The organism is Aureimonas sp. OT7, from assembly GCF_014844055.1.
In the GTDB taxonomy this organism is placed as follows: Bacteria; Pseudomonadota; Alphaproteobacteria; order Rhizobiales; family Rhizobiaceae; genus Aureimonas; species Aureimonas altamirensis_A.
The window spans coordinates 124,565-147,054 of record NZ_CP062167.1; the positions used below are offsets into that span (position 1 = coordinate 124,565).

A 22,490-nucleotide genomic window follows, 5' to 3' on the forward strand; every position below is an offset into this window, starting at 1 on the left:
GAGGAGGCGTGAAAATGGCCAGCAAGACCGAACACGATCACCAGAATCAGAGTCACGCTCATTCCGCCCAAGGTCATGCGCATGATCACGGGGCCGTCGCGCAGGACGACACGCACAAGGTCAAGGACCCGGTCTGCGGCATGATTGTCGATCCCCACACGGCCCAGCACAAGGCCGAGCATGCGGGCCGGCCCTATTATTTCTGCTCGGCCGGGTGCCGCGCGAAGTTCCTGGCCGAGCCCGAAAGCTATCTCGATCCGGCGGCGGCGGAGGTAGTACCGATTCTCGAGGGGACGGTCTATACCTGCCCGATGCATCCTGAGATCCGGCAGGACGGCCCCGGATCATGCCCGATCTGCGGCATGGCGCTGGAGCCGGTACTGGTCAGCCTTGAGGCCGAGCCCAATGTCGAACTGATCGACATGACACGCCGCTTCTGGATCGGCCTCGTTCTGGCGATCCCGGTGTTCATTCTCGAGATGGGCGGGCATCTGTTCGGGCTGACTCATGCCATCGGGCAGCAGGTCTCGAACTGGCTGCAACTGATCCTCGCAACGCCGGTCGTTCTCTGGGCGGGCTGGCCGTTCTTCCAGCGTGGCTGGCAGTCGCTCGTCAACCGCAGCCTCAACATGTTTACACTGATCGCCATGGGCACGGGAACGGCGTGGATATACAGCGTCGTCGCCACGCTGGCGCCGGGCATCTTCCCAGATGCATTCCGCCAGCATGACGGCTCGGTCGCGGTCTATTTCGAGGCGGCCGCGGTCATCACTGTGCTCGTGCTGCTCGGGCAGGTGTTGGAATTGCGGGCGCGCGAGAGCACCAGCGGCGCGATCCGGGCGCTGCTCGACCTCGCCCCCAAGACCGCCCGGATCATTCGTGACGACGGCACCGAGGAGGAGGTTCAACTCGACACCGTTCGGGTCGGCGACCGCCTGCGGGTGCGTCCCGGCGAGAAGGTGCCGGTCGATGGCGAAGTTCTGGAAGGACGCAGCGCCGTCGATGAATCGATGGTGACTGGCGAGTCGATGCCGGTCACCAAGGAGGTCGGCGCCACCGCCATCGGCGGCACCATGAACCAGTCCGGCGCGCTGGTGATCGAGGCGAAGAAGGTCGGCCGCGACACCATGCTGTCGCAGATCGTCCAGCTCGTCGCCGAGGCGCAGCGTAGTCGCGCGCCGATCCAGCGCCTCGCCGATCAGGTGTCGGGCTGGTTCGTGCCGGCGGTGATCGTGGTCGCAATCCTTGCCTTCATAACCTGGTCGATCTGGGGTCCGGAGCCGCGCTTCTCCTTCGGTCTGATCGCGGCGGTTTCCGTGCTGATCATCGCCTGTCCCTGTGCGCTCGGGCTGGCAACGCCGATGTCGATCATGGTCGGCGTCGGGCGTGGCGCACAGGCGGGCGTGCTGATCAAGAACGCCGAGGCGCTGGAGCATATGGAGAAGGTCGATACCATCATAGTCGACAAGACCGGTACGCTGACCGAGGGACGACCCGCCGTCACCGCAATCGTGCCGGCGCCGGGGTTCACCGAGGACGAGGCTTTGCGGCTTGCCGCCAGCGTGGAGCGGGCCAGCGAGCATCCGCTGGCGCTGGCCATCGTTCGCGCTGCCGAGGAGCGGGGGATCGTGACCGCACCGGTCGCGGATTTCGACTCGCCGACCGGCAAAGGCGCCTACGGCACGGTCGAAGGCAAGCGCATTCCCCTTGGAAATGCCAAGTTCCTAGCCGAGCAAGGCGTTGATGTCGCCCCACTGGCGGATGAGGCCGACCGGCTGCGCGAGGACGGGGCAACCGCGATCTTCATGGGAGTGGACAACCGCATCGCTGCCATCTTCGCCATCGCCGATCCGGTCAAGCCCTCGACGCCCGAGGCGCTTGCCGCGCTGAAGGCGCAGGGAATCCGCGTTGTCATGCTTACGGGTGATAACTGGACCACGGCCAAGGCGGTCGCGCGCCGGCTCGGCATCGACGAGGTCGAGGCCGAGGTCCTGCCCGACCAGAAAAGCGCGGTCGTGCAGCGTCACAAGGCGGCAGGCGAGGTGGTGGCGATGGCAGGCGACGGCGTGAACGACGCACCGGCGCTGGCGGCGGCCGATGTGGGCATCGCCATGGGCACCGGTACCGATGTGGCAATGGAAAGCGCAGGCGTCACATTGCTCAAGGGCGATCTCACGGGCATCGTCCGCGCGCGCCGGCTCTCGGAGGCTGTCATGCGCAACATCCGCCAGAACCTATTCTTCGCCTTCATTTACAACGCGCTCGGCGTGCCGGTGGCGGCCGGGGTGCTCTACCCGTTCTTCGACATCCTGCTGTCGCCGATCATCGCGGCCGCCGCCATGGCGCTGTCGTCGGTGAGCGTCATCGCGAACGCCTCCCGGCTGCGGGTCACGAGATTGTAGGAGGCTGACGTGGGCGAAGGTCCTCCATCTGGAAAAATTGGTGACGATGGTGGCGCCAACAGCCCGGATACCGTCCCATCCTTGCGCTAAGTCAAAGTCTGCGGCGAAGGGGGCCGCTATGAGTATCTTTGCGACGGAAGGGCAGAACAGGCCATGATGCAATGTCATGATGTCGGGCGGGATGATGTGGGGCATCGTTCTTCTGGTGCTCGTGCTCCTTACCGCCGCCGCTTTGATCAAATACGTATTTTTCCGGTGATCCAGCTTTGACGAAGTTGCGGCCCAGATGGAGGAACTGAGATGCAAACCATCCATATGATCAGCAGGCGCTCCTTCCTCGCCAGCGCCACCGCGTTCCCCCTCCTGCTCTCAACGGCGGGAACGGTTCGCTCGGCAGGACTGCCTCTGGTGACCGTCACCAAGGATACGAATTGCGGGTGCTGCGGCGCATGGGTCGAGCATATCGAGGCGGCCGGCTTCCCGGTGAGCGTCGTGGAATCGAGCGAGGTCGAAAGCCTCAAGCAGCGGCTCGGCGTCCCGGCGGCGTTGTACTCCTGCCATACGGCCGAAGTGGACGGCTATGTCATCGAAGGACATGTGCCGGCCGCCGCGCTTCGCCGCCTCCTGGCCGCGCGCCCGCTCGCGACAGGGCTTGCGGTTCCCGGAATGCCCGCCGGCTCCCCCGGCATGGACTTTCCCGGCGTGGTCCCCGAGCCATACGAGGTGTTCCTGTTCGGCCCTTCCGTCCAGAAAACCTTCGGGCGTTTCCGCGGCGCGCGGGAGATCTGAGTGGAACGGTGCTCATGATCCATCCGGTCGCCATCAGTCCGATCCAGAACCGGGCCTGCGGGGCAGACCCTGCCTTTGTCAGGAGCTCTGGTTGCCTGGGCTCGGATACTGACGGCCGCAAGGATGTCATCTGGTGCGTGGCAACTCTCCATCCCGACCTCGACAAAGAAGCCAAGCCATGAGCAGGAGCTCGACTGCGGCTTTCGGATCGAAAGGCGACTGGCTCCGCCAGTTCCTGACAGGCCTGCTGCTGCTTGCGTTCAGCGCTTTTGTTTTCCTGGCAGCGGCGCATGCCAGCCCGGGCACACACGGCTCGTATCAGGATCAGACCGTTGCGGGTGCACAGCATGAGGCCCATTCGAATTACTCCGACGACCGAAGCAAGGCTGCGGACGAACGATGCTGTCACACTGAAACGGCGCCGGACCGCGATTGCGGCCAGCTCTGCACCATTGTTGCCCTGCTACCCGAGGCGCCGCCTGTGATGCCATCCTCGGACGGCGAGCCATTGCTCGGTTTCCAGGCCAGCGATCTGGGCCGAAATCCTTCAGTCCTCCTGACACCACCGCGTCTGACCGCCCCTGCGTAGTGAACGCATCGGCCGGGAGGTGTTCTTCTCGGCACTCAAGCAGCAAACAGTCAGACGAAGCCACGGTAGGCGCGCGTCCAGAAATTAGACGCGGCTCTCCGGTGCCAAAGGATGAACCATGACGTACCGAACAATAGTTGCCCTTTCTGCCAGTCTCTTGATGGGAGTCTCCGGCGCTGCTCTGGCGCAGCAGGCAGAGCATGACGCCCATCACCCTCAGACGCCGCAGGCCCAGGAGGAACGGGCCCCTGCCTCCATGTCCCCTTCAGGACAGATGCCTTCGATGCAGGACATGCCGAAGGAATGCCGGGCCATGATGGAGACCATGCCCCAAGCGTGCATGGACGCCATGCAGCAGATGATGCAGGGCGGCATGATGCACGGTGGGATGGCCGCTCCCCAAGGCGGAGAGTCGGCTCCAGCCGACGCCGATGTCGCCGACTTCACCAAGGCCTATGTCGATGCGATGGAGGAGATGCACGGTCCGATGATGGAGGGCGTCATGGCCGAGGACCCGGACGTCGCTTTCATCCGGGGCATGATCCCGCACCATCAGGGTGCGGTCGACATGGCGAAGATCGTGCAGCGATACGGAGATGACCCGCAGACAAGAGAGTGGGCGTCTCAGATCATTGAAGCACAGGAACGTGAGATCGCCGAAATGCAGGCGTGGCTGGACAGGAATGCCGGCCAGCAGCCTGCCGGCTTGGTCGAGACAGGCGGAACCGTGTACTCCGCCAACGAGGGCGACAATTCGATCAGCGCCATCGAACTCGGCACGGGTTCGGTCGAGACGGTGCAGATCGGAGTCTCACCGCACAATGTCGATCGGACACCGGACGGGAGGCTGTTGCTCGCCGTCGGGAGCGCTGCCTCCGATCACGCTCACGGATCGGATGACCAGGGACATGCCGATGCCGGCAACGGGCTTCTGGTGGTGCTCGATCCGCAGCAGCTGTCACAACCCGTCGGCACTGTAGAAGTCGGTGCGCATCCGGCGCATGTCGTCGCCGATCGTAGCGGCCGCGCCTATGTTTCGCTGTCCGGCGGGAACGAGATTGCGGTCGTTGATCTCGCAGCGGCTTCGGTGATCGAGCACATCACGACCGGAGCCTATCCGCACGGGCTGCGCCTCAACCCGGATGAGAGCGAGCTCTATGTGGCCAATGTCGAGGACGGCTCGGTCTCCGTCATCGACACGCAGGAGCTGACCGAGGTTGCGCGCATTCCGGTGGGCGCAGCGCCTGTTCAGGTCGGGTTCACGCCCTCGGGCGATCAGGTCTACGTCTCTCTTCGAGACGAGAACCGGGTGGCCGTCATCGACACCGCATCCCGCGAGGTGACGAACAGGATCGACGTCGGGCCGAACCCGATCCAGATGTTCGCCACCCCGGATGGAGCCTACGTCTATGTGGCCAATCAGGGCACCGAGGCGGAACCGAACGACACGGTCTCCGTGATCGAGATTGAGTCCGGAAACGTGATCGAGACGATCACCACCGGGAGCGGCGCCCACGGCGTCTCGGCATCGGCTGACGGGGCATTCGTGTTCGTAACGAACATTGCCGATGACAGCGTTTCGATCATCGACGTGGCGAGCCAGGAAGTGCTCAAGACCGTGCCGGTCGGCGATCGCCCGAACGGCATAGTCTACGCCGGATCGAACCAGTAAGCAGCGCGGCGCCGGAGCGAAACAGCTCTGGCGCCAGACTTGAGAATTGAGAATAGCTATTGGCGTCGATGAGCAGAGCCGGCGTGCATGACGAACTTCGAGGCAGCACGGCATTGGTTGCAGACATCGGAACTGATCTTGTCGCATATGCCGCCCTTTTCGTAAGCGCGTTCACGTCGGCGACCCTCCTACCAGGGTCGTCCGAGGCAGCGCTCCTGACTCTTCTAACAATGGGACAGGCCAACCTCGTCACCCTAGTGGGCGTCGCAACGGCAGGAAATGTGCTCGGCTCCTTGGTGAACTGGGCGCTGGGCAGGTTCCTCTCAGGGTTTCGAGACCATCGCTGGTTTCCGATTGACGACAGGTCATTTAGCCGTGCATCAGATTGGTACGGACGTTATGGCGTGTGGTCTCTACTCTTGTCCTGGCTGCCGATTATCGGCGATCCGCTGACAGTTGTGGCAGGAGCACTGCGAGTTGACCTTTCTCGTTTTCTCATATTCGTGTCGATCGGCAAAGCGGCACGCTATCTCTTTGTCGCCGGCGCATTTCTCTGGTGGAGCGGTTCTTGAGTGTACTTGCACGTCGAGTCGAGCTGTTGAGAATGGCGGAGACGAAGGGGCGCAGCCGAGCCGCCACCGCGCCCAGAAGCCTCACGCGGCCGCCGACTGGTCCTTGCGTTCGGCCGGATAGCCTGCCTCGGTTAAGGCGGCGGGGAGTACCTGCTCGTCCACCTTCGTGGTGACCGTCACTTCGCGGGTGGGTGGATTGGTGGTGACATCAGCCGCCGGATCGACGCTCAGAAGCGCGTTGTTGACCCGGCGCGCGCAGCCGCCGCAAGTCATGTCGGGAGCAGTGAATCGGAACATGCGAACTCTCCTCTGTTGGGCGTTCACGGACAAATCTGGTCCTTGCCACGTTGGCAAGGTCAAGGGTCAACGAGGAAAAATGATATCGCGGCCAAGGCGGCCTTGACCTTCCCATTGTTGGAAGCCCCATCTGGGGTGCAATGGATCAGGAAGGAAGCATGTCAAGACGAACCTTGTTCCGGCGAATTTGCTGCTAGGACCGTCTGACCGCCGCCCGTTCCTGCCGCGCCAGGCCGCTCGGCCCGTCCGTGAACGACGAATCTGGTCATGTCATGGCCAGCTAGACCACTGATCGCCATTGCCTGATCGGCGCTTCTCGCATGCAAAATGTGGGCGATGTGCAGCTCATCGGCTTATAGATCAAGTTTCAGCGGATTTGGGAAGCAATTTGTTCTTGACCTTCCAGCCGTTGGAAGGATTAGGGGTCTGCGACATCTGAACGCCCCATGAAAAATAACAGGAACTCCGGATGTCTACGCTCTCCCCCCAAACGCCGAAGCCTCCGGTGGCTTCGTCACCTGCAAGCACGACATTGCCGCTGGCCGTCATTGCGACGGCTCAGCTCATGGTGGTGCTTGACGATACCATCGCGAACATCGCCCTGCCGACACTCCAGAACGAACTCGGAATGTCGGCTGCGAGCCTGCCTTGGGTGATCAACGCCTACGTTCTCGCCTTTGGTGGACTGCTGCTGTTCGGCGGCAGGTTGGGCGATATCTATGGCCGGCGGCGCATGCTGCAGGCGGGCATGGCGATCTTCACCATTGCTTCCCTGTTCGTCGGGCTTGCCCAGGACAGCATGAGCATAATCGCGTCACGCGGTCTACAGGGCGTGGGTGCGGCGCTGACGGCCCCCAATGCTCTTGCCTTGATCGCGACGACCTTCCCCGAAGGCAAGGCGCGCAACGGAGCGATGGCCGTTTACGGAGCAATGTCCGGCCTTGGTATCATCGCCGGGCTGATCCTCGGCGGGCTGCTGACGGGGCTGCTGGGCTGGCGCTGGGCCTTCTTCATCAACATTCCCATCGGCCTGGCTGTGCTGGCGGGGTCAAGAACGCTTGTCGAGGCGGAACTGCACAAAGGCCGCCCGGACTTCACCGGCGCGCTCACCAGCATTGTGGGCATGGCCGCGCTCGTCTATGGGATCACCCGTGGCGGCGAACATGGCTGGACGGACAGCATCACGCTCGCCTCGTTCGCTACCGCCGCGATCCTGCTGCCGCTGTTCCTGATCTTGCAGTCGCGCAGCAAAGACCCGCTTCTGCCGCCACGTCTGTTCAAGGAGCGCAACCGGGCGGGTTCCTACCTCGCCATGCTGCTGCTGGGCTTCGGTCCGATGGGGATGATCTATCTGCTGACGCTCTATTTGCAGCACATCCTCGGCTACAGCCCGATCATGACCGCGCTGGCGTTCCTGCCATTCGGTGCGGGTATTATCGTTGGGGCCATTGTCAGTTCCAAGCTTGTCACGCGGTTTGCGCCGCGCGAGGTGGCAGCGCCCGCCGCACTAATAGGCGGCGCTGCCTTGTTCTGGCTCGCCAATATCGGACAGGAACTCAACTATATGTGGCACTTCATGCCCGCGGCCTTCCTCACCGCTTTCGGTTTCGTGGGGGCCGTGATTGCACTGGCGCTGACCGCCGTCAAAGGCGTGCAGACACAGGAGACGGGCATCGCATCGGCGCTCTTCAACGCCTCGCAACAGATCGGCGTCGCCTTGGGGCTGGCCGTCCTTTCGACCATCGCAGTCTCTGCCACGGCTGGCAGGTTGCCGGGTGCACTCGCCGCCCTCTATCGCGGGCGGGAGACGGGTGACGCCGGGCTAGTGAGATCGGCCAGCGATGCGCTGATCCACGGTTATGGTCTTGCGCTTGCGGGAGCTGGAGCTGCCCTCGTGATTGCCGCAGTCATTGCCGCGGTTCTGGTCAACGCTAAGAGGGGACAGGTTTCTACCGGCACGATCGCTGTCCATTGACAGGATAGTCATTAAGCCTACGGCGCGGTTCCGTGGCGCGCTACCCGCCGTAGGCCTTGCGCAGACGCCTGCTTGGACGAATTGCAAGCGGAGCGGTTGACATACAACATATGAACACATATTCATGTGTTGTATGTCAACCGCATGAGCCCTGAAATGTCCCATTCACACAGCCATGGTCATTCTCATGATGACCATTCCCATGATCACTCCCATGCGCCGACCGTCACGAGCGATAATGAGCGCAAGGTCCTTCTCTCGTTCTTCCTGATCCTCACGTTCATGATCGTGGAGGTGATCGGCGGTCTGATCTCAGGATCGCTGGCGCTGCTCGCCGACGCTGGACATATGCTGAGCGACGCGGCTGCGCTGGCGCTAGCTTATGCCGCCTTTCGGTTCGGACGGCGGGCGGCAGACTCCAACCGGACCTTTGGCTATCTGCGTTTCGAGGTCCTTGCCGGTTTTATCAACGCAATCACGCTATTCGCGATCGTCGTCTGGATTGTCTATGAAGCCTGGCAGCGCTTTCAGGAACCGCATGTTATCCTCGCGGGTCCGATGCTTGGCGTCGCCATTGCGGGGCTCCTCATCAATATTCTCGTGTTCTGGATTCTGACGCGCGGAGATACCGAGCACGTGAACATCAAGGGTGCCATCCTTCATGTGTTGGGCGACCTCCTCGGCTCTGTGGCAGCGGTTTCAGCCGCCATCGTGATCATGTACACGGGTTGGACGCTGATCGATCCTATCCTCTCGGTGTTTGTCTCCCTGCTGATCCTGCGCGCCGCGTGGAATCTCCTCGGCAAGTCGATACATATCCTGCTTGAAGGTGCGCCAGATAACGCGACGCCCGAGAAGATCGAACGCCATCTTGTCGAGAACATCGCTGGCGTGGCGTCGGTGAGCCACATCCATGTCTGGTCGATCACGTCCGGGCGGACCTTGGCCACCCTACATGTGCGGCCGAAAGCCGATGTCGATGCTCGCTCGGTGATGCGCGCGGTCGAGCGTGAGTTGAAGTCACAGTTTAAGATCGAACATCCGACCATCGCCATCGACTGGAATGACGATGCGGACGCGTGCAGCCTGTCGCAAGCCTCTGCCTTGACGGGGCACGCGCATGGGGATCGACACGACCATGATGGGCATCACCACAACCATGGGCCTGAGCATGTCCACAGCAAGCAGGAGCATGAACGTTGAAGCAAGCCCCGTCCCTGTCGCAGAACGACGTAACCGTACTGGCAGAGACTTTTCGCCTGCTGGGCGATCCTACACGGCTGAGAATTCTGCTCTTTTGCCTGCCGGGTCCAAAGTCCGTCGGCGACATTGTTGAGAGCCTGGGACTGTCGCAGACACTGGTTAGCCACCATTTACGCCTGCTCAGAGGTGCACGGCTCGTCAGGGGGGAGCGTCGGTCAAAGCAGGTTTTCTACGAAGTGGCAGACAGTCACGTGAGCGACATGCTGATCGACATGGCAACCCACATCGACGAGGAGCACTTTGATGACTGACAAACAAGGCTTCTTGGCGATGTGATGCCTGTACCGCTGAAGAGCGGGCCGCTAATGCGTTCGTTGAAGCAGGCAGCAGCACTTATCGCCGACACGGCAATCTTCACGCTGCGGTTAAGACCGGGACTTAAGCAATTTCGGTCTTGACCTTCCAATGGTTGGAGGCTGCACGATCTTGCTTGATACCCGTTTCGTCAATGCAAGGCGGCAGAAATGAAGGACCAAGCGAAGAACCGTTCGTCCGTCGACAAATTATTCGGCTCGCTGATCGCGGAAGGGTACGTTTATGCAGATGATGCCGCGGACCTCGATGATGGTGCCGACATACGGATTCGTTTGGGCTTTCTCCAGACATTGATGTTGGCGACCAGAAGCAAGGTGGCCGCATAATGCGGAAAGGGGTCAAGTGTTCGGATAAAGTCGAGCTTCGCCATCTCCGCTATTTCGTGGCTGTGGTCGAGCATGGCAGCTTTCGCAAAGCAGGAGCTGCGGTTGGACGGTCGCAAGCTGCAATCAGTCGGTCCATTGCCAAGCTGGAAGACGAGATTGGCGCCTCCTTGTTTCACCGGCATACATGGGGCGTATCGCAAACCTATGCCGGCCAGCGATTCCTCGTACACGCCCGCAGGGTCATCAGGACTGTTGGAGAAGGCGCTCGAGAGGTTGCCTCCGCAGGTCGTTCTGAAAAGGGACGTGTCCGGATCGGTATTTATTCCTCGATCGCTTCCGGCTTTTTGGCGGAGTTGCTGGAAGTTTACGGCAGGCGACATAGCGCGGTGAGAATCGAAGTGGCTGACGGGAACCCCGCAGAGCATGTCGCAGCGATCCGGCAACTCAATCTCGACGTCGCCTTCATCACTGGAACACGAGACTGGCCGGATTGCGAACGCGTCCTCTTGTGGTCGGAGCGTGTGTTCGTGGTCTTGCCTGACCATCATGCCTTAGCCAACAGGGAGGAAGTCGTATGGCGCGATCTGGCCGACGAGTCCTTTATCGTCAGCGAGACTGCTCCGGGACAGGAAATTTACGATCATCTGGTGCGGCGGCTGGCGGATCTCGGCAGGCATCCCGAGATCCAGGTGCAATATGTCGGTCGGGATAATCTGGTGCCGCTTGTCGCCCTCGGCCGAGGGCTGACTTTGGTGAGCGAAGCCATCACCGTCGCACAATTTCCGGGTGTGGTTTACCGACCGATCCTCGGCGAGGTTCTGCCCTTTTCGGCCGTCTGGTCGGCGAGCAACGACAATCCCGCCTTCCGTCGCTTTCTCAGTCTGGCGAAAGCAATGGCCGTCAGACCTGCGACTTCGGAGACAGGACGGAGCGCCGTGCTTTCGTGAACCCCCTGTCAGTGGCGATAAAGCGCTCCAACATTGGCACGATCAGCCTGACAGGATCAGCGGCGGGTTGGCCGGTCTCGCGGGCCAGCACCTCGGCATAGGTCGCAAGATCGCGATGAAGCGGCCCCGGCAGCTCTACCGTAACCTTGACGGGCTTGTCCTCGACGATGGGACCGAGTTTCAGTTTTGTCATGCTCAACCTCCTGCGGGCTCGAATACCAGGTCGCGGGTCACAATAATCCTGACCGGAAAGCCGGGCCGGATGGTGAGCGTCGGCGCGACCTGCAATTGGCGCTGGACGATCTGCTGCCCGGCCTGATTGACGGTATCCTGTGCGCCGTCGCGAATGGCGCGGATCAACCGGTCCTCGTCGCTGGTCGCCAGCTCTGTACCGACCGCGAGCAGTGTGGAAAGCCCTGCCGCTTTCATCAGATCCCACCAGTGATAATCGACGCCATCCTCAAGCCCGGCGTAACCGGAAGCGTCCGCGCCCGGCAGGCGCTCCAGAACGATGGAGCGGCCGCCCGGCAGGATCAGGCGATTCCACACCAGCAGGACGCGGCGCTGGCCGAAGGTCACGCCGTCATCATATTGGCCGATGATGCGCGTTCCCTGCGGGATCAGAAGCAGCGAGCCGGTCGGGCTGTCATAGACGTTTTCGGTGACCTGCGCGGTGATCTGGCCCGGCAGATCGGAGCGGATTCCGGTGATGAGTGCGGCCGGAATGACGGCTCCAGCCTGAAGGATGTAGGGCGATGCCGGCGGCGTGACGCGATCTGGCGCAACCGTCTGTCGGTCGACCGGGCTATTGAGGAAAGCCGCGTGCCTGTTCTGCCCTGTGCCGTCCGGCTGCAAGCCTATCCCGGCTATTCCTGGCATGGCCGTTCCCGCTGTCCCGCCAGAACGCGACCCGGACTGGAAGAACACGTTGCTCAAGCGCGCGGCCTCTTCCTCGGCGCGGCGGCGCTCCTCTTCGGGATCGACGGCTGGTGTGGTGATTGCCGGAGGCGCGACTGGCTGCCCCCGGTTCTGCGCGTCGAGGATCGGACGGCCAAGGTCGCCCGGCAATGCCGGTCCCAGGACGGGGCCGGTATAGTCGCGCGGCAGACCGGCGAGGCCGTCAGCCGTGGGTCGGTTTTCGGTCGAATAGAGTTCGCCGCCACCCGGCCCCGCATCGCGGGTCTGGAGCGCATAGATCAAGGTTCCGGCGATGCCGAGAAGCGCGACCGCGCCAACGCTTGCCAGCAACTTTCGGGACAGGCGGGTGACACGAGGCGGCTCGGCGCGCAGGCGCATGGGGGCGGCGGTATCGGTATCGCTCATGACGACGATCCTCCCGTGGTCGTGCTGGCTGGTTCTGCTGCGGCCTGCGTCGGGTTGATGCGGACGATCCTGACCACTTGCTGCCGATCGCCGCTGCCAAGGCGCAGTTCGGCCGCACCGAACAGGCGGTCCACGATCAGGACATTCTGGTGGACACGGCTGTTGACGATCTGCGTTTCTCCGTCCGACCCGATGACGAACAAAGGCGGCATTTCGCCCTGCACGATGCCGCGCGAGAAAATGACATAGACGCGGCGGCCATCGTCGAAGACGGAGAGCGGCCGCCATGGCGGGCTGTCGCCCCGCACCTGCAATCCGTAGCGATAGTTCCGCGCCGCCTCGGCGGGGATGATGGGCGCGGCGGGCGTGGTGGCACGGCTTCCCGCCGGCGCCGCGGGATAGGCCCATGCGACGGAAGGCATGTAGAGCGATTCCCGCGCGCGCAGCTCGATCATGTAGGTGCGCCGGTCGGTGGTCACGACAAGGTTGGTGGAAATGTCCGGGCGTGTCGGCTTCACGAGGATGTGGACGCGGCGGTTCGCGCCCGAACCGGATTCGGTGTCGCCAATGATCCATCGTGTCGTATCCCCGGCCGCAATAGGTCCCGCGCCGGTCAGGCTTTCGCCCGGCGCCAGCGCGATATTTGTGATCTGGCCGGGGGCCGCATAGACCTGATAGAGCGCGCCTTCGCTCCACGGATAAATCTGGATGGCGTTGTAATAGCCCTCACGGCGAGGTTCGACACGGGCGGCGGCATTGGCGTTTTCGACACGGCCGTCCGGAGTGCTGGCAGCAGGTCCGCCCCGCGCGACCGTCCAGGCCGGCGGCGTGTGAAGCGGCCGGGGCCGGTCGTCGGTGGCGACCGTCTGCACGGTGGGCAGCGGCGGCACGTCGGCGTCATAGTTGAATTGCGGCGTCCGGTTGGTCGCGCAGCCGGCCAACATGGTCGCGGAAAGCAGCAAAGCCGCGAAAGCGGGTTTACGGAAAACCGGAAAACCGGCTCTACGGAAAGTCGTGCGGGTCATTGGCTCATCTCCCGCGACCATGAAATTGCGTTGATGTAGATTCCCAGCGGATTGGCGCGTAATCGTTCGGCATCGCGCGGGGGCTGGATCACGACAGTCAGGATCGCGGTCCATCGCTCGGTCGTGGAAAGCTGGCCGTTCTCGAAATGGCGTTCGGTCCAGGCGACGCGGAAACTGTCCGGCGAAGCCCGGATGACGCTCGACACCTCGACGGCGATCTGCTGGCGGCCGACCTTGGTGAAGGGATCGTTGGCCCGCGCATAATCGTTCAAGGCCGCCGCGCCCCGGTCGGTGGTGAACTCGTAAGCCCGAAGCCAGTTCTGCCGGACGATGATCGCGTCCGCCGGGATCGCGCGGACCTGCTCGATGAAGCGGCCGAGATGGAAGGCGATCTGCGGATCGGTCGGGCGATAATCGGCGTTCGCGGGCGCGACAGCCTGCGCCTGACCGAGATTGTCCACCTGCACCACCCAGGGCACGACGGTTCCACGCGCCGATTGCCAGACGAGCGCGGCGGCAAAGCCGGCCGAGAGGATCAGACAGCCGAACGCCATATAGCGCCAGTTCTTCGCCTGCACGCGGGCCGAGCCGATGCGTTCGTCCCAGACCTGTGCGGCTTTTTGATAGGGAGTCTCGGGTTCCGGCACCTTGCCGTAATGGGTCGTCGGTCGTTTGAAGATGTTCATGTGCGGTCACTTTCGGAAAGGCTGACGGAGGAGCCGCCGCCGTGGCTGTCGCCGGATCGGACAGCATGAGCAGCAGCCGTGACGCCGTGGCTCATGGCCCGGCCACGCCGCATCTGCTGCGCCCAGGCCGGCGGCCCATCAGGGGTTGAGGGGGTTGACGGCGCAGGCGACGAATCTCTGCCGACGGTGCCCATGGTCGACGTGCCGCCGGATGCCGCGAATCCGGCTTTCGCACCATCGGAATAGCTGGATTTCAGGCTGTCGCTGGCGCGGGAGGCGGCGCGCTTGAGTGGTGAAACGGCGGCGGAGGCTCCGGCGCGCGCCACACCGCCAAGGCCGGAGGCGACCCCGGCCGTGCCGGACCCGCCCAAGGAGCCGAGGGTATAGGCGGACGAAGCCGCACCGGCGGCCGAGGCACCGCCGCGGGCAAGTGCTGCCCCGCCCGAGAGTGCGGCTGCGCCACCCCGCGCCGCGAGCATGGTCGCGCCACCGGCTGCGATCGCAGCGCCGCCAACCGCAAGGCCAGTCCCGACGGCGGCGCCGGCACTGAGTTGCGGGCCTCCGGAGACGAGGCCGGTGGCGATGCCGGGGCCGAAGATGCCGAGGCCGAGAAGGGAAAGGGCTGCCAGCACGATCGCCATGGCGTCGTCGATTGTCGGGGTCGCACCGCCGAAGCCTGCGGTAAACTGGCCGAAGAGCGTGGAGCCGATGCCGATGATGACGGCGAGGACCAGCACCTTGATACCGCTGGAGATCACATTGCCCAGCACCCGCTCGGCCATGAAGGCGGTCTTGCCGAACAGGCCGAATGGAATCAGCACGAAGCCGGCCAGCGTGGTCAGCTTGAACTCGATCAGCGTGACGAAAAGCTGGATTGCCAGGATGAAAAAGGCCAGCACCACCAGCGCCCAGGCGAACAACAGGCACGCGATCTGGATGAAGTTCTCGAAGAAGGCGATCCAGCCCATCAGGTCCGAAATAGATTCCAGCAGCGGGCGACCGGCGTCCAGCCCGGTTTGGGCAACGCGGCCGGGGCGCAGCAGATCGGCAACCGAGAAGCCAGTGCCGGACGCCATGAGCCCGAGCCCGGCGAAGCTCTCGAAGACGATCCGTGCGAGATTGTTCCAGTTGCTGATGAGATAGGCGAAGACGCCGACGAACAGCGTCTTTTTCACCAACCGCGCAATGATGTCGCCGTCGGCGCCCCAGGCCCAGAACAGTGCGGCGAGCGTCACGTCGATGACGATCAGCGTCGTGGCGATAAACGCCACCTCGCCGCCGAGCAGGCCGAAGCCGGAGTCGATATAGCTGGTGAAGATGCCGAGAAAATTATCGATGACCCCCGTTCCGCCCATGGCTCACGGTCTCCCGTTCTGTGCGGGGGTCGCTGGCGCGGGTGTCTTGCCGAGGAAGCGATCGCGGGTCTCGGCCCAGGTTCGGAGGCAGTCGGCATCATTGGCCGCCGCCTCGCCCAATGCCTGGCAACGCCGCTGTTCCAGACGCAGCGGATCGGTGGCGGGCTGAAGCGCTGGGACGGAAGGTGCTGGCGCGGGGCCTTCCTCACGCGACATCTCGATGATCGCCGCCGTGATGGCCACGGCCACGAACACAATGGCCGCGATCCGGGCCAGCACCTTCCCCTCCATACTCCGCCTCCTTTCCTCAGTTGAACATTCGCGCGTTGCCGGGCTGATAGCCTGACCCCGGCGTCAGGAAACGCTCGCGCTGAATGCGTCCCTGTTCGGCTGCCGTGGCGCGTTCGGCCTCGGTCAAGGCATTCGCCCGGCCATTGGCCGAGATGACAGCGATCAGGTCCGAAAGCTGCTGCGACTGGAGGGCGAGAAGCTGGTTGCCAGCCTGGGTCGCCTGAAGCGCGCCGGTCGCCCCCTGGCTTTGGCCGACAAGCTCCGACATTTGCGTGCGATTGCTGTCGATATTGCCGACGACGCCGGCCTGGACGCGCATGGCGTCCTGCAGGCCGCCGACGGTGTTTTCCCAGCGCGAGCGCGCATCGGCGATCATCTGGGTGTCGGTCGCGGTCAAAGACAGCTTGCCGTAGTCCTGCTGGAACATCTGATCGATGTTCTGAACGTCGAACGCAATGTTCTGGGCCTGCCCGAGAAGCTGCTGGGTCCGCTGGACGTTCTGCTGAAGCGCCTGAAGCGAGCTGTGAGGCAGGCTCGCGAGATTGCGGGCCTGGTTGATCAGCATCTGCGCCTCGTTCTGAAGCGAGGTGATCTGGTTGTTGATCTGCTCCAGCGTACGGGCGGCGGTCAGCAGATTCTCCGCGTGGTTGGTCGGATCATAGACGATCCGGCCGAACCCGCCGAAGAAGGCATGGGCCGGGGTGATGAAGTCCGGCGCGAGCGCCAGCGGCGCGGCAAGCGAAAGGGCGAGCGCCGAAGCGCTGGCCATGCGGGAAATCCGGGTCTTTGTGCGCGTCATGGGGTACTTTCCTCTTCTTCCAGGGTGAGCTCGAACGCGTCCTCATCGAAAATGACGGACGGCAGATCCTCGCTTTCGGTCGCGAGATTGCTGAGGTCCGGGATCAGTTCTGCGGCCCATTCGACGCCACGCGCCTTGAGCCAGGCGGCGAGGAACCCGTCGCGGCCATGCTCGGTGAGGATTTCGCTGATCAGGGCCTGATCGGATTTGGCCGATGCGGCGCAAAGCGCCAGCCCGACTTCCGACAATCCGAGGTCAAACAGGCGGTTGCCGCGCCGCGACTGGCAGTAGTAGTCCCGCTTGGGCGTGGCCCGTGCGAGGATCTCGATCTGCCTGTCATTGAGGCCGAAACGGCGATAGATCGCGGTGATCTGGGGTTCGATGGCGCGCTCGTTGGGCAGCAACAGCCGCGTTGGGCAGCTTTCGATGATCGCCGGCGCGATGGCTGAATTGTCGATGTCGGACAGTGACTGCGTGGCGAAGATGACGCTGGCGTTCTTCTTTCGCAGGGTTTTGAGCCATTCCCTGAGTTGGTCCGCGAAGCCTTCGTCGTCGAGCGCCAGCCAGCCCTCGTCGATGATCAGCAGCGTGGGCCACCCGTCTAGCCGGTCGCCGATGCGGTGGAAGAGATAAGAGAGGACCGCGGGCGCCGCGCCGGTCCCGACAAGGCCCTCGATTTCGAATGCCTGCACGTCTGCTGAACCAAGATGTTCGGTCTCCGCATCGAGCAGCCGGCCATAGGGACCACCGACGCAATAGGCGCGGAGCGCCTGTTTCAGATCATTCGACTGGAGCAGCACGGCGAGGCCGGTGATGGTGCGTTCCCCGACCGGGGCGGAGGCGAGCGAGGTCAGGGCCGTCCAGATGTGCTCCTTCACCTCCGGGGTGATCTGGATGTTCTCGCGCGTCAGGATCGCCACGATCCAGTCGGCGGCCCAGGCGCGTTCGGCCGTCTCGTGAATGCGCGCCAGAGGTTGCAGCGAGACGGATGTTTCGGAAGCGTCGGTCAGCTCGCCACCAAGATCGTGCCAGTCACCTTGCATCGCGAGGGCGCAGGCCCGGATCGAGCCGCCGAAATCGAAGGCAAAGACCTGTGAGCGCGCGTAGCGCCGGAACTGCAAGGCCATTAGCGCCAGCAGCACCGATTTGCCGGCACCCGTCGGCCCGACGACAAGCGTATGGCCGACATCGCCGACATGGAGGGAAAACCGGAACGGGGTCGATCCTTCGGTCCTGCCATACAGCAGCGGGGGCGCGCCGAAGTGATCGTCCCGTTCCGGTCCCGCCCACACGGCGGACGAAGGGACCATGTGGGCAAGGTTGAGCGTCGAGACCGGCGGTTGCCGGACATTCGCATAGGCATGTCCGGGCAAGCTGCCGAGCCAGGCGTCGACGGCGTTGACCGTTTCGACCATGACGCTGAAATCGCGGGACTGGATGATCTTCTCGACCAGCCGCAGCTTTTCGTCGGCGCGGCGGGCGTCCTCGTCCCAAACGGTGACGGTCGCCGTGACATAGGCCATGCCCGCCATGTCGGCGCCAAGTTCCTGCAGGGCCATGTCGGCATCGGCCGCCTTGTTGGCGGCGTCGGTGTCGACGAGCGCGGATTGCTCGTTGGTCATCACCTCTTTCAGGATGGCGGCAATCGACTTGCGCTTGGCGAACCACTGGCGCCTGATCTTCGTCAGCAGCCGGGTCGCATCGGTCTTGTCCATGAGGATGGCGCGGGTCGACCAGCGATAGGGAAAGGCCAACCGGTTCATTTCGTCGAGCAGGCCGGGGGTGGTGGTTGCCGGAAAGCCGGTGATCGTCAGCACCCGGAGATGCTGATTGCCCAGGCGCGGCTCCAGCCCGCCGGTCAGCGGCTGATCGGCCAGCAGCGCATCGAGATAGGTCGGGGTTTCGGGCACGCGGACGCGATGCCGGTTGATCGAAATCGTCGAATGCAGGTAAGTCAGCGTCCCGGCGTCATCGAGCCAGCGGCATTCCGGCATAAAACCGTCGAGCAGCGCCAGCACGCGGTCGGTGCGGTCGGCAAAGCCGCGCACCAGTTCCCAAGGGTTCACGCTCGACGTTTCGCGGCCCTCGTAAAGCCAGGACTCGGAGCGGGCGGCATCCTCGGCGGGCGGAAGCCAGAGGAAGGTCAGGAAATAGCCAGAGACGAAATGGCTGCCTTTCTCCTCGAAATCGGCCTTGCGCTCGGCATCGACCAGCGCCGATGCGGGATCGGGGAAGCGGCTCGCCGGATAGGTGGCGGCTTCCGACCGCTGTGCTTCGACGAAGATCGCCCAGCCGGAGCCGAGGCGACGGAAGGCATTGTTAAGGCGGCCAGCGACCGCGACCAGCTCGGCCGCGACGGCGGAATCCAGATCGGGACCGCGAAACTTCGCGGTGCGCTGGAACGAGCCGTCCTTGTTGAGGACAACGCCGAAGCCGACCAGCGCTACCCAGGGAAGGTAATCGGCGAGGCGGGATGCGGTACGGCGGTATTCGGCGAGATTCATCATGGGCTTCCTCACACCGAAAGATGACCGGGGATGCGGAGGTGGCGGCGCGCGACCTCGACGAAGAGCGGATCGCGCTTGGCGGCCCAGACGGCGGCGATGTGACCGACGGCCCAGATCAGGATGCCGGCCAGCCAGAGCTGGAGGCCGAGGCCCACGGCTCCGGCCAGCGTGCCATTGAGGATCGCGACGGAGCGTGGCGCTCCGCCAAGCAGGATCGGTTCGGTCAGGGCGCGGTGAACCGGCACACTGAATCCCGGAACCGCGTCGAGCGCCTCGAAACTCACCGCCATCAGACCAGCGCTCCGCCGCCGAAGCTGAAGAACGAGAGGAAGAAGCTGGACGCCGCGAAGGCGATGGAGATACCGAAGACGATCTGGATGAGGCGACGGAAGCCGCCGCCGGTATCGCCGAATGCGAGCGTCAGGCCGGTGACGATGATGATGATCACTGCCACGATCTTGGCCACCGGGCCTTCGACGGATTCAAGGATGGATTGCAGCGGCGCTTCCCAGGGCATGGAGGAGCCAGACGCTTGGGCGGGGGCAGTCATCAGGCTCGCCCAGGTGAAGGCGGCGGCGGTCGCCAGATGATGACGGATACGAACGGCGCAACGGATCATGCAGGTTCTCCTGGAACGTGAGGGATTGAGGTGTCGGGAAAAGCGAGGGAAATCCGGTAATCGCCGTCGGGGCCGAGCCCTTCGACGCAGGCAAGTTCGGCCAGCCGGCGCGCGGAGCCGCGGCCAGCGAGGACGGCCACGAGGTCGATGGTCTCCGCGATCATCGCGCGCGGCACAGTGACGACGGCTTCCTGGATGAGTTGTTCGAGGCGGCGCAGGGCGCCGATGCCGGAACCAGCATGGATGGTGCCGATGCCGCCCGGATGGCCGGTGCCCCAGGCTTTGAGGAGATCGAGCGCCTCGGCGCCGCGCACCTCACCGATCGGAATGCGGTCCGGACGCAGGCGCAGCGAAGACCGCACCAGTTCCGACAAGGTGGCGACACCATCCTTGGTGCGCATCGCCACGAGATTCGACGCTGCGCATTGCAGTTCGCGGGTGTCCTCGATGATGACGACCCGATCCTGCGTCTTCGCCACCTCGGCGAGCAGCGCATTGGTCAGCGTCGTTTTACCGGTGGACGTGCCGCCTGCGACAAGGATGTTGGCGCGGGACGCGACGGCCGCGCGGAGCGTTTCCGCCTGATCGGCGGACATGATGCCGGCGGCCACATAGTCGTCTAGCGTGAATACTGCGACCGCGGGCTTGCGGATGGCGAAGGCGGGTGCGGACACGACCGGCGGCAGCAACCCCTCGAAGCGCTCGCCGGTTTCGGGCAGTTCGGCCGAGACGCGCGGGCTGCGCGCATGGACTTCGACGCCGACATGGTGGGCGACCAGCCGCACGATGCGCTCACCGTCAGCGGCGGACAGTATTTCGCCCGTATCGGCCAACCCTTCGGACAGCCGGTCCACCCAGATGCGTCCGTCCGGGTTCAGCATGACCTCGACGACAGACGGGTCTTGCAGCAGGGTTGAGATGGCAGGCCCGAGCGCTGTCCGGAGCATGCGCGCGCCGCGGTCCACATTTGCCTGTTTGTGGTTGATGCCTGGCATCTCGTCCCCGTTCCACCGGGGAGGCGAGAGACGATCCCCGGATGGGGATCACTAAAAGAGACACAAAACAGGTCGTTTCAACAAGTTTCGGTCGTCGTAGTAGTGTGGGATAAAATTACAGGAGAACGGCGGTGTGCCTGACCAGTCGGATGATCTGCAGGCACACCGGCATGCTCTCGACTGATTCGACCGGCCCGTGGCGTCAGGCCGCCTCGCCGGGACCGAGCCGACGTTCGCCCCAGGTGGTCCGCTCTCGGAAATCATGTCGCAAGTGGCTTAGCACTTGCGATAAAGTCTTGTGAAACGAATAGCCGCGACTTTCCGGGTGCAGCCGATCTATTGCGGGTTTCAGGAATTGCGCGAGATTGAGGCGCGCGCGCTCCATCTATAAGCAATAATTTCAACAAAACATGAAACGTTGAAATGATATGGACGAAAACGACGCGCTCGCGGGCTTCGCCGCGCTCTCTCACAAGGACCGCTTGCGGATAATCCGCATGTTGGTCGTCGCGGGGGCTGACGGCATGGCCGCTGGTGCCATCGCCGGCGCGCTCGATGATGCGCCGCCGTCGCGCGTCTCCTTCCATCTCAAGGAACTGGAGCGTGCCGGACTCGTGCAGGGGCGGCGAGATGGCAAGTCGATCATCTACAGCGCCAACTGGCCGGCGCTCTCCGATCTCGTCGCCTTCCTCATGCACGACTGCTGCCAAGGTCACTGCAAATATTGCGATCAAGCGATTGCCCTGTTCGCGAAATGCGAGGGCCGCCCAACCGGTACGATCCGCTGCGAATAGGACTGCCGATGCAGAAAGCCCTCGCCTTTGTTGAAAACAATCTCCTGCTGCTGGCCGTTGTAACGGCCGCGCTTGGCCTGCTCGTCCCTTCGCTCGGCATGGTCCTTGAAAGCGGCATAAGCCCGCTTCTGGCATTGCTGATGCTGGTCATCAGCCTGACATTCGACGCTCACGCCGTGAAGCTGGTTTTCCGGAAGCCGAGCCGGCAGCTTTGGGCGCTTGGCCTCGTCTATGGTCCCATGTCGCTCGCCGGATGGCTCACCGGGCGGCTGTTCTTCGGCTCTGGGCCGCTGGCCGCCGGTCAAACCCTTGTCGGCACTCTGCCGACTGACGTTTCCGCTCCGTTGCTGGTCCTGCTCGCACGCGGCAATGTCGCCCTCGCGGCGGTCCTCAATGCGGTCAACACAGTGCTTTCGCCCTTCATCGTGCCGATCCTGTTCCTGCTTCTCACCGGAATCGAGCTGCAAGTTCCCATCGGGGCGATCATCATGGAATTAGTGCTGATCGTGGTGCTGCCGACCGTGATCGGGGTCTACCTACGCACGCGATACCCGGAAGCGGTCGGCCGACACGATGGCCTCTATCCCTCTCTTGGTTCGGTGCTCTACCTGCTCCTGCTTCTGGCGGTCGTGGGTCCAAACGCCGAAACAATCCTCGGCTATGGCTGGTTCGCCCTCCTAATCGCGCTGGCCGCGCTCACGCTGAACCTGATCGGCTATGCGGTCGGGTCCATCGCAAAAGTCTTTGTGGCCGACCGGCAAGAGCTGATCGCCTACCTGTTCACGGTGAGCAAAAAGGAGTTCTCCATTGCGGCGGCGTTCGTAGCGGCGTCCGGGTTGCCCTCGGAAATCGCCGTGCCTGCCGCCTTCTTCGCTGTGATCCAGATGATTACGTCACCGATCGCCGCAAAGATTTTGGCATCGAGAGGCCCGGCGCTGCGGTGAGCAGT

At 63.5% G+C, this 22,490-nt stretch carries 24 protein-coding genes; 12 read left to right on the plus strand and 12 right to left on the minus strand.

The features are described from left to right. Positions 1–14 precede the first annotated feature (14 nt). The 5 genes from IGS74_RS00640 to IGS74_RS00660 all read left to right on the plus strand — a co-directional run bounded on the left by IGS74_RS00640 (position 15) and on the right by IGS74_RS00660 (position 6,024). Positions 15–2,402 carry a heavy metal translocating P-type ATPase gene (locus IGS74_RS00640; protein WP_012092676.1) on the plus strand — a complete coding sequence of 796 codons (2,388 nt, stop codon included), beginning with the start codon at positions 15–17 and terminating at the stop codon, positions 2,400–2,402. 300 nt (positions 2,403–2,702) lie between these two features. Next, entirely contained in the window at positions 2,703–3,191 is a 489-nt protein-coding gene (locus tag IGS74_RS00645; RefSeq protein ID WP_012092675.1) for a DUF411 domain-containing protein, read from the plus strand. A gap of 178 nt (positions 3,192–3,369) precedes the next feature. Further along, positions 3,370–3,780, plus strand: a complete 411-nt coding sequence (locus tag IGS74_RS00650) for a hypothetical protein (RefSeq protein WP_028034404.1) — start codon at positions 3,370–3,372, stop codon at positions 3,778–3,780. Between the two features lie 313 nt (positions 3,781–4,093). Beyond that, a complete protein-coding gene (locus IGS74_RS00655) occupies positions 4,094–5,452 on the plus strand; it encodes a DUF305 domain-containing protein (RefSeq protein ID WP_231771507.1) in 1,359 nt (452 codons plus the stop codon). An 83-nt stretch (positions 5,453–5,535) separates the two neighbouring features. Next, positions 5,536–6,024 carry a YqaA family protein gene (locus IGS74_RS00660; protein WP_231771508.1) on the plus strand — a complete coding sequence of 163 codons (489 nt, stop codon included), beginning with the start codon at positions 5,536–5,538 and terminating at the stop codon, positions 6,022–6,024. Positions 6,025–6,105: 81 nt separating this feature from the next. Here the strand turns inward: IGS74_RS00660 and IGS74_RS00665 are convergent, their stop codons facing one another. Continuing rightward, a complete protein-coding gene (locus IGS74_RS00665; RefSeq protein WP_012092671.1) occupies positions 6,106–6,321 on the minus strand; it encodes a heavy-metal-associated domain-containing protein in 216 nt (71 codons plus the stop codon). Between the two features lie 469 nt (positions 6,322–6,790). On the opposite strand from IGS74_RS00665, the gene IGS74_RS00670 reads away from it, so the two are divergent. The 5 genes from IGS74_RS00670 (at position 6,791) to IGS74_RS00690 (ending at position 11,147) form a co-directional block, all read left to right on the plus strand. Next, positions 6,791–8,296, plus strand: a complete 1,506-nt coding sequence (locus IGS74_RS00670) for an MFS transporter (protein ID WP_012092670.1) — start codon at positions 6,791–6,793, stop codon at positions 8,294–8,296. 156 nt (positions 8,297–8,452) lie between these two features. Further along, positions 8,453–9,499: a cation diffusion facilitator family transporter gene (locus IGS74_RS00675; RefSeq protein WP_192388688.1), complete on the plus strand. Its 1,047-nt coding sequence runs from the start codon at positions 8,453–8,455 to the stop codon at positions 9,497–9,499. Beyond that, positions 9,496–9,810 (plus strand): metalloregulator ArsR/SmtB family transcription factor, encoded by a 315-nt coding sequence (locus tag IGS74_RS00680; RefSeq protein ID WP_012092668.1) that lies wholly within the window; start codon positions 9,496–9,498, stop codon positions 9,808–9,810. Before IGS74_RS00675 ends, IGS74_RS00680 begins: the two co-directional genes overlap by 4 nt. Positions 9,811–10,023: 213 nt before the next feature. Continuing rightward, positions 10,024–10,200 carry a hypothetical protein gene (locus IGS74_RS00685; RefSeq protein WP_012092667.1) on the plus strand — a complete coding sequence of 59 codons (177 nt, stop codon included), beginning with the start codon at positions 10,024–10,026 and terminating at the stop codon, positions 10,198–10,200. Beyond that, positions 10,200–11,147, plus strand: coding sequence for a LysR family transcriptional regulator (locus tag IGS74_RS00690; RefSeq protein WP_012092666.1), 948 nt, complete (start codon positions 10,200–10,202; stop codon positions 11,145–11,147). The genes IGS74_RS00685 and IGS74_RS00690 overlap by 1 nt, the downstream gene beginning before the upstream one ends. On the opposite strand, the gene IGS74_RS00695 is transcribed toward IGS74_RS00690, so the two are convergent. The 11 genes from IGS74_RS00695 to trbB are packed head-to-tail and all read right to left on the minus strand — an operon-like array spanning position 11,101 to position 20,747. Continuing rightward, positions 11,101–11,340, minus strand: a complete 240-nt coding sequence (locus IGS74_RS00695; protein WP_012092665.1) for a DUF2274 domain-containing protein — start codon at positions 11,338–11,340, stop codon at positions 11,101–11,103. The two genes, IGS74_RS00690 and IGS74_RS00695, sit on opposite strands and share 47 nt — an antisense overlap. Positions 11,341–11,342: 2 nt before the next feature. Further along, on the minus strand, positions 11,343–12,470 hold the full coding sequence (locus IGS74_RS00700; RefSeq protein ID WP_012092664.1) for a TrbI/VirB10 family protein: 1,128 nt from the start codon (positions 12,468–12,470) through the stop codon (positions 11,343–11,345). Then, positions 12,467–13,495 carry a P-type conjugative transfer protein TrbG gene (gene trbG / locus IGS74_RS00705; RefSeq protein WP_039194776.1) on the minus strand — a complete coding sequence of 343 codons (1,029 nt, stop codon included), beginning with the start codon at positions 13,493–13,495 and terminating at the stop codon, positions 12,467–12,469. The genes IGS74_RS00700 and trbG overlap by 4 nt, the downstream gene beginning before the upstream one ends. Further along, complete coding sequence (gene trbF, locus IGS74_RS00710) at positions 13,492–14,181, minus strand: conjugal transfer protein TrbF (RefSeq protein WP_012092662.1); 690 nt, start codon at positions 14,179–14,181, stop codon at positions 13,492–13,494. Before trbF ends, trbG begins: the two co-directional genes overlap by 4 nt. Then, positions 14,178–15,536 (minus strand): P-type conjugative transfer protein TrbL, encoded by a 1,359-nt coding sequence (gene trbL, locus IGS74_RS00715; RefSeq protein WP_012092661.1) that lies wholly within the window; start codon positions 15,534–15,536, stop codon positions 14,178–14,180. Before trbL ends, trbF begins: the two co-directional genes overlap by 4 nt. Positions 15,537–15,539: 3 nt before the next feature. Next, positions 15,540–15,827, minus strand: a complete 288-nt coding sequence (gene trbK-alt, locus IGS74_RS00720) for a putative entry exclusion protein TrbK-alt (RefSeq protein WP_012092660.1) — start codon at positions 15,825–15,827, stop codon at positions 15,540–15,542. Between the two features lie 16 nt (positions 15,828–15,843). Next, the gene (gene trbJ / locus IGS74_RS00725; RefSeq protein WP_012092659.1) at positions 15,844–16,626 is read right to left on the minus strand and encodes a P-type conjugative transfer protein TrbJ; all 783 of its coding nucleotides are present in this window, start codon (positions 16,624–16,626) and stop codon (positions 15,844–15,846) included. Further along, a complete protein-coding gene (trbE, locus tag IGS74_RS00730) occupies positions 16,623–19,133 on the minus strand; it encodes a conjugal transfer protein TrbE (protein WP_012092658.1) in 2,511 nt (836 codons plus the stop codon). The genes trbJ and trbE overlap by 4 nt, the downstream gene beginning before the upstream one ends. An 8-nt stretch (positions 19,134–19,141) precedes the next feature. Beyond that, entirely contained in the window at positions 19,142–19,423 is a 282-nt protein-coding gene (locus IGS74_RS00735; protein ID WP_012092657.1) for a VirB3 family type IV secretion system protein, read from the minus strand. After that, positions 19,423–19,752 carry a TrbC/VirB2 family protein gene (locus IGS74_RS00740; RefSeq protein WP_012092656.1) on the minus strand — a complete coding sequence of 110 codons (330 nt, stop codon included), beginning with the start codon at positions 19,750–19,752 and terminating at the stop codon, positions 19,423–19,425. The genes IGS74_RS00735 and IGS74_RS00740 overlap by 1 nt, the downstream gene beginning before the upstream one ends. After that, positions 19,749–20,747: a P-type conjugative transfer ATPase TrbB gene (gene trbB / locus IGS74_RS00745; protein ID WP_012092655.1), complete on the minus strand. Its 999-nt coding sequence runs from the start codon at positions 20,745–20,747 to the stop codon at positions 19,749–19,751. Before trbB ends, IGS74_RS00740 begins: the two co-directional genes overlap by 4 nt. 428 nt (positions 20,748–21,175) lie before the next feature. Here trbB and IGS74_RS00750 point away from each other — a divergent pair, with 428 nt between their 5' ends. Further along, entirely contained in the window at positions 21,176–21,541 is a 366-nt protein-coding gene (locus tag IGS74_RS00750) for a metalloregulator ArsR/SmtB family transcription factor (RefSeq protein ID WP_012092654.1), read from the plus strand. Positions 21,542–21,549: 8 nt separating this feature from the next. Then, positions 21,550–22,485, plus strand: a complete 936-nt coding sequence (locus IGS74_RS00755) for a bile acid:sodium symporter (RefSeq protein WP_012092653.1) — start codon at positions 21,550–21,552, stop codon at positions 22,483–22,485. The last annotated feature ends 5 nt before the right edge of the window (positions 22,486–22,490 follow it).

Excerpts from the sequence above, each read along its gene's own strand:
- IGS74_RS00640 (WP_012092676.1), top strand. The coding sequence starts at position 15 with ATGGCCAGCAAGACCGAACACGATCACCAGAATCAGAGTCACGCTCAT.
- IGS74_RS00645 (WP_012092675.1), top strand. The coding sequence starts at position 2,703 with ATGCAAACCATCCATATGATCAGCAGGCGCTCCTTCCTCGCCAGCGCC.
- IGS74_RS00650 (WP_028034404.1), top strand. The coding sequence starts at position 3,370 with ATGAGCAGGAGCTCGACTGCGGCTTTCGGATCGAAAGGCGACTGGCTC.
- IGS74_RS00655 (WP_231771507.1), top strand. The coding sequence starts at position 4,094 with ATGATGGAGACCATGCCCCAAGCGTGCATGGACGCCATGCAGCAGATG.
- IGS74_RS00665 (WP_012092671.1), bottom strand. The coding sequence starts at position 6,321 with ATGTTCCGATTCACTGCTCCCGACATGACTTGCGGCGGCTGCGCGCGC.
- IGS74_RS00670 (WP_012092670.1), top strand. The coding sequence starts at position 6,791 with ATGTCTACGCTCTCCCCCCAAACGCCGAAGCCTCCGGTGGCTTCGTCA.
- IGS74_RS00675 (WP_192388688.1), top strand. The coding sequence starts at position 8,453 with ATGTCCCATTCACACAGCCATGGTCATTCTCATGATGACCATTCCCAT.
- IGS74_RS00685 (WP_012092667.1), top strand. The coding sequence starts at position 10,024 with ATGAAGGACCAAGCGAAGAACCGTTCGTCCGTCGACAAATTATTCGGC.
- IGS74_RS00690 (WP_012092666.1), top strand. The coding sequence starts at position 10,200 with ATGCGGAAAGGGGTCAAGTGTTCGGATAAAGTCGAGCTTCGCCATCTC.
- IGS74_RS00695 (WP_012092665.1), bottom strand. The coding sequence starts at position 11,340 with ATGACAAAACTGAAACTCGGTCCCATCGTCGAGGACAAGCCCGTCAAG.
- IGS74_RS00700 (WP_012092664.1), bottom strand. The coding sequence starts at position 12,470 with ATGAGCGATACCGATACCGCCGCCCCCATGCGCCTGCGCGCCGAGCCG.
- trbG (WP_039194776.1), bottom strand. The coding sequence starts at position 13,495 with ATGACCCGCACGACTTTCCGTAGAGCCGGTTTTCCGGTTTTCCGTAAA.
- trbF (WP_012092662.1), bottom strand. The coding sequence starts at position 14,181 with ATGAACATCTTCAAACGACCGACGACCCATTACGGCAAGGTGCCGGAA.
- trbL (WP_012092661.1), bottom strand. The coding sequence starts at position 15,536 with ATGGGCGGAACGGGGGTCATCGATAATTTTCTCGGCATCTTCACCAGC.
- trbK-alt (WP_012092660.1), bottom strand. The coding sequence starts at position 15,827 with ATGGAGGGGAAGGTGCTGGCCCGGATCGCGGCCATTGTGTTCGTGGCC.
- trbJ (WP_012092659.1), bottom strand. The coding sequence starts at position 16,626 with ATGACGCGCACAAAGACCCGGATTTCCCGCATGGCCAGCGCTTCGGCG.
- trbE (WP_012092658.1), bottom strand. The coding sequence starts at position 19,133 with ATGATGAATCTCGCCGAATACCGCCGTACCGCATCCCGCCTCGCCGAT.
- IGS74_RS00735 (WP_012092657.1), bottom strand. The coding sequence starts at position 19,423 with ATGGCGGTGAGTTTCGAGGCGCTCGACGCGGTTCCGGGATTCAGTGTG.
- IGS74_RS00740 (WP_012092656.1), bottom strand. The coding sequence starts at position 19,752 with ATGATCCGTTGCGCCGTTCGTATCCGTCATCATCTGGCGACCGCCGCC.
- trbB (WP_012092655.1), bottom strand. The coding sequence starts at position 20,747 with ATGCCAGGCATCAACCACAAACAGGCAAATGTGGACCGCGGCGCGCGC.
- IGS74_RS00750 (WP_012092654.1), top strand. The coding sequence starts at position 21,176 with ATGGACGAAAACGACGCGCTCGCGGGCTTCGCCGCGCTCTCTCACAAG.
- IGS74_RS00755 (WP_012092653.1), top strand. The coding sequence starts at position 21,550 with ATGCAGAAAGCCCTCGCCTTTGTTGAAAACAATCTCCTGCTGCTGGCC.